This window comes from Pelagibius sp., assembly GCF_965227505.1.
In the GTDB taxonomy this organism is placed as follows: Bacteria; Pseudomonadota; Alphaproteobacteria; order Kiloniellales; family Kiloniellaceae; genus Pelagibius.
Genome location: NZ_OZ245757.1, coordinates 85193 through 99298, shown reverse-complemented (window position 1 = coordinate 99298; position 14106 = coordinate 85193). Strand labels below are relative to the sequence as shown.

The window sequence follows — 14106 nt, the reverse complement described above, 5'->3', positions numbered from 1 at the left end:
CGAGATTCCGGCGGATTGGACCGCCCCTGCCATACTGACTTGCCGCCGGTTCTGCAAGCCGTTCGCAACGGGGTGCCGCCCTATCGGGCCGTCAGCCGTGGCCGCGTTTGGCTCCATCGGCGTTCAGATCGACGAGCTCGCCCGTCTCTTCGTCCGCTGAACCATCTTCTACGGCACCATCTTCTGCGGAACCATCTTCTGCGGAGCCATCTTCTGCGGAGCCATCTTCTGCGGAGCCGCCCTCTTCCGGGTCATGCTCTTCCGGGTCACTGGCTTCCGCGTCGTCCGCCGCGCCGGCCTCGGCGGGCGGCTCTTCCGCATCCTGTGCGTCGGCGCCGTGCTGATCTTCGGCAGAGAGCGCAGCGAGGTCGACTTCCTGCGGCAGCAGGTTCTCGCCGAATGCCGGATCGAGAACCCCTTCGTCGCCTTCGGCGAGGCCGCCCTCGCCGCCTTCGTCTTCCTCGTCTTCGTCGTCTTCGTCGACCGCTTCGGGCGCCACCTCGCCGACCCCAGGCAACAGCCCGCGGTCGCCCAGGGCCGTGATCGCCGGCCGGCTGTCCAAAAGCCCCGCCGCCTTCAGTTCCTCGGCACCCGGCAGGGCATCGAGGGACTCAAGACCGAAGTGGTCGAGAAAAGCCTCGCTGGTCCCCCAGGTGACCGGGCGGCCCGGGGTCTTGCGCCGGCCCTTGGGCCTGATCCAGCCGATCTCCAGCAGCGTGTCGAGCGTGCCCTTGGAGAGCGCGACACCGCGGATCTCTTCAATCTCGCCGCGGGTGACGGGCTGGTGGTAGGCGATCACCGCCAGGGTCTCCAAAGCAACGCGGGAGAGCTTGCGGACGACCTTGGTCTCCAGCTCCATGCGCGGTGCCAGATCGACCGCGGTGCGAAAGGCCCAGCGCCCGCCGCGCTTGACCAGGTTGACGCCGCGGTTCGCATAGAGCGTTTCCAGATCGCTCAGGATCGCATCCAGGTCGGTCTCTTCCGGCAGGAAGCGGGCGAGCTGAGCCGGCGCCAGCGGCTCGGACGACGCAAAGAGCAGGGCCTCGACCAACCGCACGTTATCAAAGTCAGCGCTCATGAATGCTCCTGTTGCTCCTCATCGGTGCCGCGCAGATAGATCGGGCCAAAGGTGCCGTCCTGACGGATCTTCAGTTTGCCTGCCTTGCACAGCTCCAGGCTGGCCGCGAAGGTCGCGGCCAGGGCCGAGCGAGTGAGCAGCGGATCGCCGCGCAGTTCCGGCGGCAGGAAGGAAGACAGCGAACGCCACCCGGGAACCGCCGCGCCGAACAGCGAAGTCAGCCGCGACATGGCCTCGTCGACCGAGTAGAGCTCGGTCGCCTTGATCTCCAGGTTGGTGACGGTCGCGCGGGTCTTGTTGCGTCCGTAAGCCTTCAGCAGGTCGAAGAGGCTGGCGTCGTAGGTCGTGGTTGTGCGCGTGCGCAGCCGCTCCGGCGTGCCGCGGGCGAAGATGTCGTGCGCCAGTTGCGGCAGCGCCATCAGCTTCTGGCCGGCATCGCGCATGGCCTGCAGGCGCTGCATCTGGAACTTCAGCGCCGCCGCCATCTCGGCGCCCGTCGGCTCCTCCTCGCCGCCCACCTCCGGCAGCAGCAGCCGCGACTTGAGATAAGCCAACCAGGCTGCCATGACGAGGTAATCGGCCGCCAGTTCCAGCCGGATGGCCCGGGCCTCTTTCACGAACTCGAGGTACTGTTCGGCGAGATCGAGGATGCGGATCTGGGTCAGATCGACCTTCTGGTCGCGCGCCAGTTCCAGCAACACGTCGATGGGCCCGGCATAGCCGTCCAGTTCCAGCAACAGGCGGTCGCGGGTGGCGCTGCGCGCACCCTCGACACCTTCTTCGAAAGGAATCACATCGCTCACAGTCGCATTGCCTCCGGCAGGCCGGCCAAGCCCGAAAAGAACGGCAGCATCCAGTTTACAGGGGCACGGATGAGCCAATCAAACACGCGGATGTCCAGACCCAGTTCCCGGCCCAGGTAAGGCAGCAGAAAAAACGCGCCCAGTAGGATGAAAATCCCGTAGCGTTCCAGGCGGGCGAGAGGGACGGCGAGGGAAATCGGCAGGATCCCGACGGCAATCCGGCCGCCGTCCAGCGGCGGCAGCGGCAACAGGTTCAGCACCGCCAGCACTAGGTTGACGATGATGGAGATCCGCAGGGTCTGTGCGAGCCAGAGGGCCGCCCCATCCGGCAGCAACGGGACGAGGTTGTAGAGCAGAGCGGAGATCGCCGCCAAAATGAGGTTCGCCATCGGCCCCGCCGCGGCGACGTAGACCATGTCGCGCCGTGGCTTGCGCAGACGGTGGGTGGCCACAGGAACCGGTTTGGCGTAGCCGAACAGAAAGGGCGCCTTGAGAACGATCAGGGCCAAAGGCAGCAGGATCGTTCCGATCGGGTGGATGTGCTTCAGCGGGTTCATCGTGACCCGCCCCAGCTTGTAGGCCGTATCGTCGCCGTAGGACCACGCGATGAATCCGTGCGCCGCTTCGTGCAGGGTGATCGCCAGCAGGACCGGCAGCGCCCAGACAGAGGCGATGTAGGCGAGCTCGGAAAGATTGAAATCCATCACCAGCGCCTAGCCGACACTCATCAGAACGTCAAGCCGCCGCTGCAGCAGCTCCCGGTCCGCGGCCTCCGGCCGCCCCAGGCGCTGCCGCCCTGCCGCAAAGCGGTCCTGCGCCGCCGCCGTCATGACCGGAGCGATGCGCGCAATCGCCTCCATCTCCTCAGGCTTGCCGTTGCAGTGCAGCGCGATGTCGCAGCCGGCCTCCAGCGCCTTCGACGCCCGCGCGTCCAGCCCGCCCTCCAGCGCCTCCATCGACAGGTCGTCGGACAACAGCAGGCCCTGGAACCCGATCTGGCCGCGAATGATCTCCGCGATCACCTTCGCCGAGGTCGTTGCCGGCCGCTCGCCGTCGAGCGCTGTGTAGACGACGTGGGCGGTCATGCCCCAGGGAGCCTGCGCCAAGGCTTCGAAGGGCTGAAAGTCGGTAGCGGAAAGCTCGGCGAGGCCGGTCCCGACCACTGGCAGTTCCTTGTGGCTGTCGACCCGCGCCCGCCCGTGCCCCGGGATGTGCTTCACCACCGGCATCACGCCCTCGGCCAGCATGGTGTCGCAGACGATGCGCCCCAGGTCCGCGACCAGCGCCGGATCGCCGCCGAAGGAGCGGTCGCCGATGACGTCGCTGGCGCCGGGAAACTGCAGGTCCAGGACCGGCACGCAGTCGACGTCGATCCCCAGATCGCATAGCTCCATCGCCAGCAGGCGGGTGTTGAGGCCCAGCGCCTCGGCGGCACGCTCGCGGTCATGGGTGGCGAGGCGGCCGAAAAAACTGGGCGGCGGGGCGGCGCGCCACTGCGGCGGCTTCAAGCGGGCCACCCGGCCGCCCTCCTGATCGATCAGAACCGGCGCGTCGGCGCGCCCGACCGAGGCGCGCAATGCAGCGACCAGCCCGCGGAGCTGATCCGGGGACTCACAGTTGCGTGCAAAAAGAATGAAGCCCAGCGGATCGGCGTCCCTGAAGAAGGCCTCTTCCGCCGCCGAGAGTGTCGGCCCGGCGCAGCCATAGATGACCGCCCGGGGCGCGGCGCCGTCGCTCATCGCGCAAAGACCACGGCGGCTACGCCGCTCTGCCTGACACGCTCTGCCTCCCTGGCGCTGTTTGGCTCCCCAGCGCTGATTGACCCCCTAGCGCTGTTTAACAAGGCAGTCCTGGTTCCTGCTTTTCAGCTGGCCGCAGAGATCGTTGGCGGCGCTGCGGCTGGGAAAGGGACCGGTCTGGACCCGATAGTAGGTGGTGCCCTGCACCTGGGCGGTGTCGAGGGCCAGCGAAAGGCCCCCCAGCAGCGCCGGATGTTCGCCTTGCAGCCGCGCCCATTCGCGCGCCGCCGCCGCCTCGGACTTCACCGAAGAAAGCTGTAGAACGATGTCCCCCGCGCGCGGGCTTTGGCCAGCCGGCACAGCGGCGGACTGAACGGCTTCACTCTCCGCGGGCGGGCCGCCGGCGGTTTCCAGAGGTACGGCTTCCAGCAGACGGGCGATCTGATCCTCGCCGCTGCGCGCCGCGGGCTCCGGCGCCTCAGGCTTGCGTTGCGGCAGGGCAATTCCCCCTTCGCCCGCCGGTGGCTGCGCCACGGCCGTGTCCTGCGCACCGCTGCCGGGTGCTTGCGGTATCTCGGGGATCTGGGGGATCTCTGGAATCGCCGCAACCTCGGGCGCTTCGGTCTGTCCCCCTGCAGCCGGAACACCGGCAGCCGGGGCTTCGCTGCCGTCCGCAAGACCGGCCGGCGGAGGCGGAAGGTCCGGCAGTTCGCTCTCCGGCGGCAGAACAGCCTGCGCTCCGGCAGAGGGCTGCTCAGGCAGCGGCTCCGGCGGCTGTGGCGTTTCCGGTGGCGGCAGCAACTGCTCGACCCGCGGGGCGCCGCCTTCGGGCTCACCCTGGTTGAGGACCAGCTTGTCCTGATGCGGAACCTCCAGGCCACCGGGCTGCTCGGGCCGCGTCTTCTCCGGGCCAGGCTGCGCCTCGACGACCGGCAGGCGATCTTCCGCAACCTCTCCCGTACCCCAGGAGTAGGCGTACCAGACGATACCGCCGAAACAGACCAGCGCGGCCAGCGCCACAACAACGGGGATCAGGCGGCGCCGGCCCTGAAGGTCGGCCTCCAGCTCCGCCGTGTCCTCGCCGAAAGCATCACCGTGCGGATCGCGGTCCTGGGCATAGATGATGCGCCGCATCCCCTCGTCGCTGAACGCGGCCCGCTGCGGGCCGTCTGAAGGATCAACCGACAGGTCGGATCCCCGGCCGCCCGGACCAGTGTCGTTCCGACCGTCGCTCGGTGCCATTCAGCGCAACTCCTCCACCGGCTCGACGCCAAAGACCTCGAGCCCCGATGCGATCACAAAGGCCACGGCCTGCAGCAGCGCCAAGCGCGCCCGGGTGACCTGCGGTTCGTCAGGGAGCAGAAAGCGCAACAGCGCCTGGTTTTGCCCGCGGTTCCACTGCGCATGAAGCGCCGCAGCCACATCGTAGAGATAAAATGCGACGCGATGTGGCTCATGCGCTTCCGCCGCAGCCTCCAGAAGCCGCGGCCACTCCGCCAACTGTTTAATCAGACCCAGCTCTCCCGAGTCGGTCAAGAGATTGAGGTCCGCACCCGCCAAAGACACAGGATCTAGATCCAGATCCGGCAGTTCCTGCGCCGCCAGCCGCAGCACGGAGCGGCAGCGCGCATGGGCCATCTGCACGTAGAAGACGGGGTTTTCCAGCGATTTCTCGACCACTTTCTCAAGATCGAAGTCCAGCGATGCATCGTTCTTGCGGGTCAGCATGATGAAGCGGACGACATCCTTGCCGACCTCGTCGATGACCTCGCGCAGGGTCACGAAGGTCCCCGCCCGCTTCGACATCTTCACCGCCGCGCCGCCGCGCTTCAGATTGACCAACTGGCAGATCTTGACGTCCAGCGCGCCCTCGCCCCGGGTCAGCGCCTTCACGCCGGCCTGCATGCGCTTGACGTAACCGCCGTGATCGGCGCCCCAGACGTCGATCATCGTCGGAAAGCCCCGGCGGAACTTGTCGAGATGATAGGCCATGTCGTTGGCGAAGTAGGTCCAGCTGCCGTCGGATTTCTTGAGGGCGCGGTCGACGTCGTCGCCGAACTCCGTCGCCTTGAAGAGCAACTGGGGACGCGGTTCCCAATCGTCGGGCGGCGGCTTGCCCTTCGGCGGCTCCAGGGTGCCGGTGTAGATCAACCCCTGCTCTTCGAGTTGCGCGAGCACTGCGTCCACGCCGCCGGCCTGGACAAGCTCGTTCTCCGAAGAGAAGACGTCCTGGTGGACACCGAGCGCCGCCAGGTCGCGGCGGATCAGGTCCATCATGGAATCGATGGCAAAGCGCCGCAGGACCGGCAGCCAGTCCGTCTCCGCCGCAGCCATCCACTTGTCGCCGTCGCGCTCGGCCAGTGCCTTGCCGGTCTCTTTCAGATAGTCGCCGGGATAGAGGCCTTCGGGGATTTCGCCGATGTCCTCACCCAGGGCCTCGAGGTAGCGCAGGTAGGCCGAGCGCGCCAGCACGTCGACCTGCCCGCCGGCATCGTTGATGTAGTACTCCCGCGTGACGGCGTAGCCCACCTTGGCCAGCAGTGCAGCCAGGGCATCGCCGACCACCGCCCCCCGCGCATGGCCGACGGTGAGCGGGCCGGTCGGGTTGGTCGAAACGTATTCCACATTGACCGCCTGGCCCTGCCCCAGGGTGCTGGCGCCATAGGCGGTTCCGGCTCTCAGGATCTCGCGCAACTGCTCCATCCAGAGCCCGGCTTCGAGCCGCAGGTTGATGAAGCCGGGCCCGGCCACCGTGGCCTCGCTGACGTGATCGACCGTCGAAAGCTTGCCGGCCAGGGCCTCGGCCAGGTCGCGCGGCTTCGAGGCGGCAGCCTTGGCCAGCACCATCGCCGCATTGGTGGCCATGTCGCCATGCTCCGGGTCGCGCGGCGGTTCCACTGCGACACGGCGGAGGTCGAGCCCGGACGGCAGCCGGCCTTCCGCTGTCAGCGCTTCAAGCTGCTCGATGACAATGCCCCGGAACTCTTTGAAAAGATTCATGCGTTTCCAACTCGAAGATCGAAGTTCTTGGCGTGCTCCACGAGGGCGTAGCGGTCGGTCATGCCGGCGATGTAATCCGCGACCAGCCGGGCCCGCGCCACCCCGCGGACCTCCTCGGCCTCGGCGCGCCACTCGTCCGGCAGGCAATCCGGCCGCTCCAGATAGTGGTCGAAGAGCTCACGCACCACCCGCTTGGCCTTGGTGGTCATGCGGTTGACCTTGTAATGCCGGTACATGCGCTGGAACAGGAAATCCCTCAGCGCGCGGTCGTTCTGGCGCATCTCGTCGGAAAAGGCAACCAAGGGCCGGTCGAGCAGACGCACTTCCTCGGCGGAGCCCGGGGCATGGGCGCCGACACGGCTGCGCGTTTCCTGCAGCAGGTCGGTGACCATGAGATCGATCATGCGCCGGATGGTCTCATGGATCAGGCGGCTTTCCTCCAGTGTCGGGTAACGCTGCGAGACCTCCGCCAGCACAGGCCCGACCAGGGGCAGATCGCGCAGCTCTTCCAAGGGAAAGAGGCCCGCTCTCAGGCCATCGTCGATGTCGTGGTTGTTGTAGGCGATGTCGTCGGCCAGGGCGGCCACCTGTGCCTCGGCCCCGGCGAAGGTGTCGACCTCCAGGTCGCGGACCTCGCGGCAATAGCGGGCAATGGTTTCCGGCACGGCATCGTTGCGCGACGCCGGTCCGGTGAGCGGTCCGTTGTGTTTGACGATGCCCTCCAGCGTCTCCCAGGTCAGGTTGAGGCCGTCGAACTCCGCGTAGCGGCGCTCGAGCAGGGTGAGGATGCGAAAGGTCTGCTCGTTGTGGTCGAAGCCGCCGTAGGGCTGCATCGCCTTGTTGAGGGCATCCTCTCCGGCATGGCCGAAGCAGGTGTGGCCCAGATCGTGGGCCAGCGCCATGGCCTCCGCCAGGTCCTCGTTGAGGCCCAGGCTGCGGCTGATGGAACGCGCGATCTGCGCCACTTCGATGGAGTGGGTCAGCCGGGTCCGGTAGTAATCGCCCTCGTGATAGACGAAGACCTGGGTCTTGTACTTCAGGCGGCGGAAGGCGGCGGCGTGGACAATGCGGTCCCGATCCCGCTGAAAGCACGACCGGGTCGGGCTTTCCGGCTCCGGATAATCCCGGCCCCGCGTCTCGTCCGGGCGGCAGGCAAAAGAAGCTGCGGGAATCGGCTCTGGCATGGCGCGACCCTAAGACCTCGGTCAGCCGGTGGCAATGGCGGTTTTCCGCCGTTTTTGGCCGGCCGCCGCCAGCGCGGGCAGGCACCGTTTGACAAGCCCGCAGGAGTCCCTACATCTTTGGTGATACATTGTGGATGGCGCCCAAAAAGGCCCACGGCGCTTGTGGTTAACGGATCGTGAATGGGAACGATGCCTGCGATGGACGTAGAGACCGCCCCCGCACTTGCCCTGACGGAAAACGCTGCGAAGCGTGTTGCCTGGCTCATCGAGCAGGAGAACGACAGCGCCCTGATGCTCAGGGTCTCGGTGTCCGGCGGCGGTTGTTCCGGCTTTCAGTACGGCTTCTCCTTCGACAAGACCGTCAACCCGGACGACCGCACTTTCGAGCGCGACGGCGTCGTCGCCGTCATCGACGAGACGTCGCTGGAACTGCTGGCTGGCTCTGAGGTTGACTTTGTCGAAGACCTCGGCGGTTCGTCTTTCCAGATCCGCAATCCCAATGCGACCTCGTCCTGCGGCTGCGGCACCTCCTTTGCCATCTGATCGCAGAGCGCGGTCCGCGACCCGGCGTTCCCGGCCATGACCAGCATCGCCAGCTGGAACGTCAACTCCATAAAGGCCCGCCTGCCGAACGTTCTCGCCTGGCTTGAGACCGCGGCCCCCGACGTCGCTCTGCTGCAGGAACTGAAGACCGTAGACGACAATTTCCCGAGGCTCGAGATCGAGGCCCTTGGCTACAATGTCGCCGTCCACGGACAGAAGAGCTACAACGGCGTCGCGATCCTCTCCAAGGCGCCGCTGGAAGACGTCATGACCGGCCTGCCCGGCGACCCGGAAGACGAACAGGCGCGCTATCTGGAGGCCACCACCTTCGGCCTGCGTGTCGCCTCGATCTACCTGCCCAACGGCAACCCCATCAAGACCGAGAAGTTCACTTACAAGCTGGCCTGGATGGACCGGCTGTTGGACCACGGCCGCGCGCTGCTGCAAGGCGAGGCGCCGGTGGTGCTGGGCGGGGACTACAACATCATCCCGCAGGACGAGGACGTTTACGATCCCAGGGCCTTCGCCGGCGATGCGCTGGCGCAACCGGAGAGCCGCCAGCGTTTCCGGGCGCTCTTGAACCAGGGCTACACCGAGGCCTTTCGTGCACTCCACAGCGAGCCGCACCAATACAGCTTCTGGGACTATCAGGGCGGCGCCTGGCAGAACGACCACGGCCTTCGCATCGATCATTTCCTGCTCTCGCCCCAGGCGGCCGACCGGCTGGACAGCTGCGAGATCGATCGCGGACCGCGGGGGGAGAAGAAAGCCTCGGACCACACGCCGGTGGTCTGCCGGCTGCGCGACGCGGCCTGACCGCAGGCGCCGCAAGCGGGGACGCCGCCATGCCCTTCATTCCCCTGCACGACACCACACCGCGTTATCTGATCGCCAAGCCGCTGACCGCCTGGAGCCTGCTGGCGGTTACCGCCTTTGTCTTTCTGATCCAGGCCCTGGCCGGTGAAGAAGGCTTTATCCGGATGGTCTACGGCCTGGGCACCATTCCCGCGACGCTGACGGGCGAAGCTCAGCTCGCCGAGGCGCTGGTTCTGGTCGACCCCTGGGTGACTCTTCTCACCTACCAGTTCCTGCATGGCGACTTCATGCATCTTTTCGGCAACATGCTCTATCTCTGGGTCTTCGGCGACAACGTCGAAGACGCCATGGGACATGTCCGTTTCTTGCTGTTTTATCTGCTCTGCGGCGTGCTCGCCGCCTTCGCGCAGCTGGGGATCGATCCGGCCTCCACCACGCCGCTGATCGGCGCCAGCGGCGCCATCTCCGGCGTGCTGGGCGCCTATCTCATTCTGCACCCGAAGGCGAAGGTGCTGGTGCCGGTGGTGGTGATCCCGCTCTACCTGCCGGCCTGGCTGCTGCTGGTGTTCTGGTTCGGATTTCAGTTCGTCGCCCTGGCCAATGGCGGCGGAAGCAATGTGGCCTGGTGGGCCCATATCGGCGGCTTCGTGGCCGGAGCGGCCCTGATCCCGTTCTTTCGCTACAAGGCCGTGCCGCTGTTCGGGCTGGGCGATCCGCCCGGTGGCGTCACCCTGCGGCGCGGCGTCGGCTGGCAGCGCGAACAAAAGGGGCAGGACGGCCGGCGCCGAGGACCCTGGGGGTAGTCGCTGTCGAGGCCCTTTACTGGGCAGCGCCGACCAGAACGCTTTCCTTGATGGCGGGCAGTATCTCGCCCAGCGCAGCGGCGACCCGGGCCGTGTCGGCCTTGAACTGCAGCCCCAGCACACGCCCGCTCTTCCAGACGACGGTGGCCGCCAGTCCTTCGAAGCGGTCCCCCATCAGGGTGACCGTTCCGGAGAAGCCGCGTTCCTCGACCAGCGCGACCTTGGCGCCGCCGAGGGACATGTTGAGGATCGTACAGTCGACGGTGGCGCCGTCGCCCTTCAGACTGCCCGGCCAGAGCACCGAGCGGCGCAGATAGCGGCGGCGTCCCTCCGCATCGCCGAAGCGATCGAGCATGTCCTGGAACATGGCGTCCAGGCTCTGGGCATCGCCGGTGAATGCCAGATCGGCAGACTCGCCTTCCGTCCGCTCCAGCCGGCATTCCAGCTGTCCGAAACCGCGGATCGCGAGGTAAAGCCGGCCAAGCTCCGGCAGGTCCCCCAGCAGGCGTACTCGTGCGGCACCGCGCGATACGGAGAGCACCTCGCAATCGACGATGCCGTCCGGGCTGTGAAGCTTGCCCGGTTGCATGACGGCAATCTGCTGTTCGACAAGCCGTAGCTCTGTCATGACCCTACCCGCCTGGGTTGCCATGTGGGACGCCGACGGTGATCGCCGGCCACCCACAGGAAAAGCGGAGGCCACTATGACGCGGTGTCCGTTAACAACTGACAAAAGCGCGGATTCGAGAAAAACCCGGACGAATCAGGGTTCTCCATGTCCCTTCCGGGCTGGCTGGGCGGGCGGGCTGGGCAGGCTGGCTGGGCGGTCAGGAGGCCGCGCGGCCGTCCGCTCCCTCGAAGGCCGGCCCCAGCGGCATGATCCTGAGGCCCGGCCGCAGGCGGCGAAACGGCAGCTCCCGGTTGTCGAGGATCACGGGGCCCGGGGCCACCACCACCAGCACCGTCTCGGCGATGGGCTGGAAGTCGGCGCGGAAGTGCACGGTGGATTTCAGGGCCAGGATCTTCTGGGCCGCCGGCTCCACGCCCAGGTGGCGCAGCATTGCCTGGTCGGCGAGTTGGACCTTGCTGGAGGCAATGGCGATCCGCACGCCGTTCAGTTCCAGAAGGGCCGTGCGGCCAAGCTGCATAGGGGCTCCCTTGTAGAACGGCCCGGTGCCCGTCAGGCGGCCGTCGCCGATCCTCAGCACCCGGAACTCGGCCTCGAGGGGGGCATCGCCCGGAATGCCGGAGTGGCCGCCCAAAGACAGCGACACCGCCGCCCCTTCGCCCGCCGCATGGGCGGCTTCGGCGGCCTTGGGATCGAAGATGTTGCCGATGACGGCGCCCTCGGCCCGCTCCGACAGCAGCGCGCGCAGCAGCCCGGTGGTGTCGGCGTTGCCGCCCCCGCCGGGATTGTCCTGGGCGTCGGCCAGCACCACCGGCTTGTCCGCATGGGCAGCGATGCGCTTGGCCTCCCGCACCGCCTCGACCGGCGACAGAACCTCGAGCGCGAAGGCGGACTCCCGTTCGACCGCGGCCCGATAGAGACTTTCGGCGGCCCCGTCCGCCGCGCCCTGCGTCTGCCCGTAGGCCACCAGCGACGCCCCGGCATCGGGGAAGTCCGCCGGGCAGAACCCGCAGGCAAAGGAGACGCCGGTGACCCCCGGCTCCTGCGCCAACAGCTTCACCTCGCGGTAAATCTCCTTCGCCGGCCCCTCGTAAGTGCAGCCGCTGGACAGCGGGATCATGAAGGGCAGCTGGCGGTAGGCCTTGAAGCGCCCGCCCCGGCCCGCGATCAGGGCCTCCAACTGTGCCGCCGCCCGCTTGCCCGTGGCGGCCATGTCGACATGCGGATAGGTGCGGTAGATCTCCAGACAGTCGGCAAAGGCGACCATCGCCGGCGTGACGTTGGCATGGAGGTCGAGGCTGACGACGATGGGCAGCTCCGGCCCGACCACATCGCGGAAGCGTCGCAGCATCTCCCCTTCCCCGTCATCGACATGGTCGGCGACCATGGCCCCGTGGAGGTCGAGGTAGAGGCCGTCAAGGTCCTCCATGCCCGCCAGGTCTTCCGCCATCTGACCGACGATGCGCTCGAAAGCATCCTCGGTCACCTGGGCGGAGGGAGTGGCCTGGCTCCAGGACAGCGGCAGCAGGTCATGGCCCGCAGCGGTCGCCGCCTCGACGAAGCCGGCGATGCCGATGTTGATGCCGGCCACCGCCTCGAACAAGCCTTCTCCGCGCGTCAGGCCGGGCCAGGCGCTGGCCGCGGCGAAGTCGTCGTAGGTCGCCTTGGAGGGGGCGAAGGTGTTGGTTTCGTGCTGAAACCCGCCGACCGCGATGCGCGCCATGGCCCTGCCCAATTGTCCGCTCTAGATATCCGCGAAGACGTGCGTCTCGGCCTTTGCGCCGGGGTGGGTCACAGCGCCGAGGAAGGCCGGGCCGACGGTCGCCGCATAGCGCCAGATCGCACCGGACTGATAATCGTGTTCGCGGGGCTGCCACTTGGCTTTGCGGGCCGCCAGTTCCTCCTCCGACAGTTCGACGTCCAGCACCCCGGTCTCGGCGTCGATGACAATCATGTCGCCGTTCTCCAGCAGGCCGATTGGCCCGCCGACCGCCGCCTCCGGCCCGACATGGCCGATACAGAAGCCGCGGGTGGCGCCGGAGAAGCGCCCGTCGGTGATCAGCGCCACCTTGTCGCCCATGCCCTGGCCGTAGAGCGCGGCGGTGGTGGAGAGCATTTCCCGCATGCCGGGGCCGCCCTTGGGCCCCTCGTAGCGGATCACAAGAACTTCGCCCTCTTCGTATTCGCGGTTCTCCACCGCCTTGAAGCAGTCCTCCTCGCAGTCGAAGACCCGGGCGGGGCCGCGGAACCTCTGGTTCGTCAGGCCGGCGACCTTCACCACGGCTCCTTCCGGCGCCAGGGTGCCGCGCAGACCGACCACGCCGCCGGTGGGCGACAGCGGGCCGGAGCAGGACCTTACGATGTCCTGATCTTCCGGCAGGGTGATGCCCTCCAGATTCTCTTCGATGGTCTTGCCGTTCACGGTCAGGCAGTCGCCGTGCAGGTATCCGCCATCCAGCAGGGATCGCATGATCACCTGCACCCCGCCGATCTCGTAGAGATCCTTGGCGACGTAGCGCCCGCCCGGCTTCAGGTCGGCGATGTAGGGGGTGGAGCGGAAGATATCGGTCACCGCCTCCATGTCGAAGTCGATCCCCGCCTCGTGGGCGATGGCCGGCAGATGCAGCCCGGCATTGGTGGAGCCGCCGGAACAGGCGACGATGCGCGCCGCGTTCTCCAGCGATCGCCGGGTCACGACGTCACGCGGGCGAATGCCCTTGGCCAAGGCGTTCATCACGGCGCGGCCCGACGCCTCGGCGTAGGCGTCGCGGGACTCGTAGGGCGCCGGGGCGCCGGCGGACCCCGGCAGCGCCAGGCCCATGGCTTCCGAGACGCAGGCCATGGTGTTGGCGGTGAACTGGCCGCCGCAGGACCCGGCGGAGGGACAGGCCGCGCACTCGACCGCGCGCAGTTCCTCGTCGGAGATCTTGCCCGAGGAGTGCGCGCCCACCGCCTCGAAGACGTCCTGCACGGTGATGTCCCTGCCCTTGTGGCGCCCTGGCAGGATGGAACCGCCATACATGAAGATCGAGGGCACGTTCAAGCGCACCATGGCCATCATCATGCCCGGCAGGGACTTGTCGCAGCCGGCCAGGCCCACCAGCGCGTCGTAGCAGTGGCCGCGCATGGTCAGTTCGACGGAATCGGCGATGAGGTCGCGGCTCACCAGAGACGACTTCATGCCCTGGTGGCCCATGGCGATGCCGTCGGTGACAGTGATGGTGCAGAACTCCCGCGGCGTGCCCGCGGCGGCCTTGACGCCCAGCTTCACCGCCTGGGCCTGGCGCGACAGGGCGATGTTGCAGGGCGCAGCCTCGTTCCAGCAGGTCGCCACGCCGACAAAGGGCTGGGCGATCTCCTCGTCGGTCATGCCCATGGCGTAGTAGTAGGACCGGTGCGGCGCACTCTCGGGGCCGACCGAGACGTAGCGGCTGGGCAGCTTGGACTTGTCGAAGACCGGCTTGGACTTTGAATCGAGCGGCATTGGCGCGGGGCTCCCTCTTTGATCGTGT

At 67.4% G+C, this 14106-nt stretch carries 13 protein-coding genes; 3 read left to right on the top strand and 10 right to left on the bottom strand.

All coding sequences use genetic code 11. The annotated features are described in order from the left end of the window. Positions 1–91: 91 nt before the first annotated feature. The 7 genes from scpB to ACO06P_RS00410 all read right to left on the bottom strand — a co-directional run bounded on the left by scpB (position 92) and on the right by ACO06P_RS00410 (position 7804). Positions 92–1078, bottom strand: a complete 987-nt coding sequence (scpB, locus tag ACO06P_RS00440; RefSeq protein WP_420348049.1) for an SMC-Scp complex subunit ScpB — start codon at positions 1076–1078, stop codon at positions 92–94. After that, complete coding sequence (locus ACO06P_RS00435; RefSeq protein WP_420348048.1) at positions 1075–1881, bottom strand: segregation and condensation protein A; 807 nt, start codon at positions 1879–1881, stop codon at positions 1075–1077. The genes scpB and ACO06P_RS00435 overlap by 4 nt, the downstream gene beginning before the upstream one ends. After that, the gene (locus ACO06P_RS00430; RefSeq protein WP_420348047.1) at positions 1878–2585 is read right to left on the bottom strand and encodes a site-2 protease family protein; all 708 of its coding nucleotides are present in this window, start codon (positions 2583–2585) and stop codon (positions 1878–1880) included. The genes ACO06P_RS00435 and ACO06P_RS00430 overlap by 4 nt, the downstream gene beginning before the upstream one ends. Positions 2586–2594: 9 nt before the next feature. Continuing rightward, entirely contained in the window at positions 2595–3620 is a 1026-nt protein-coding gene (gene nagZ / locus ACO06P_RS00425) for a beta-N-acetylhexosaminidase (protein ID WP_420348046.1), read from the bottom strand. Positions 3621–3707: 87 nt separating this feature from the next. Next, positions 3708–4862 carry an SPOR domain-containing protein gene (locus ACO06P_RS00420; RefSeq protein WP_420348045.1) on the bottom strand — a complete coding sequence of 385 codons (1155 nt, stop codon included), beginning with the start codon at positions 4860–4862 and terminating at the stop codon, positions 3708–3710. Next, positions 4863–6620 (bottom strand): arginine--tRNA ligase, encoded by a 1758-nt coding sequence (gene argS / locus ACO06P_RS00415; protein WP_420348044.1) that lies wholly within the window; start codon positions 6618–6620, stop codon positions 4863–4865. After that, entirely contained in the window at positions 6617–7804 is a 1188-nt protein-coding gene (locus ACO06P_RS00410) for a deoxyguanosinetriphosphate triphosphohydrolase (RefSeq protein ID WP_420348043.1), read from the bottom strand. Before ACO06P_RS00410 ends, argS begins: the two co-directional genes overlap by 4 nt. A gap of 198 nt (positions 7805–8002) precedes the next feature. On the opposite strand from ACO06P_RS00410, the gene erpA reads away from it, so the two are divergent. The 3 genes from erpA to ACO06P_RS00395 are packed head-to-tail and all read left to right on the top strand — an operon-like array spanning position 8003 to position 9966. Beyond that, the gene (erpA, locus tag ACO06P_RS00405; RefSeq protein WP_420348042.1) at positions 8003–8347 is read left to right on the top strand and encodes an iron-sulfur cluster insertion protein ErpA; all 345 of its coding nucleotides are present in this window, start codon (positions 8003–8005) and stop codon (positions 8345–8347) included. A 36-nt stretch (positions 8348–8383) separates the two neighbouring features. Next, the gene (locus ACO06P_RS00400; protein WP_420348041.1) at positions 8384–9163 is read left to right on the top strand and encodes an exodeoxyribonuclease III; all 780 of its coding nucleotides are present in this window, start codon (positions 8384–8386) and stop codon (positions 9161–9163) included. Positions 9164–9192: 29 nt separating this feature from the next. Then, on the top strand, positions 9193–9966 hold the full coding sequence (locus tag ACO06P_RS00395) for a rhomboid family intramembrane serine protease (RefSeq protein ID WP_420348040.1): 774 nt from the start codon (positions 9193–9195) through the stop codon (positions 9964–9966). 16 nt (positions 9967–9982) lie between these two features. Here the strand turns inward: ACO06P_RS00395 and ACO06P_RS00390 are convergent, their stop codons facing one another. From ACO06P_RS00390 to ilvD, 3 genes are all read right to left on the bottom strand, one after another. Next, entirely contained in the window at positions 9983–10594 is a 612-nt protein-coding gene (locus ACO06P_RS00390; RefSeq protein WP_420348039.1) for a PilZ domain-containing protein, read from the bottom strand. A 199-nt stretch (positions 10595–10793) separates the two neighbouring features. Continuing rightward, a complete protein-coding gene (locus ACO06P_RS00385; protein WP_420348038.1) occupies positions 10794–12317 on the bottom strand; it encodes a M81 family metallopeptidase in 1524 nt (507 codons plus the stop codon). 21 nt (positions 12318–12338) lie between these two features. Further along, on the bottom strand, positions 12339–14078 hold the full coding sequence (gene ilvD, locus ACO06P_RS00380; RefSeq protein WP_420348037.1) for a dihydroxy-acid dehydratase: 1740 nt from the start codon (positions 14076–14078) through the stop codon (positions 12339–12341). Between the last annotated feature and the right edge of the window lie 28 nt (positions 14079–14106).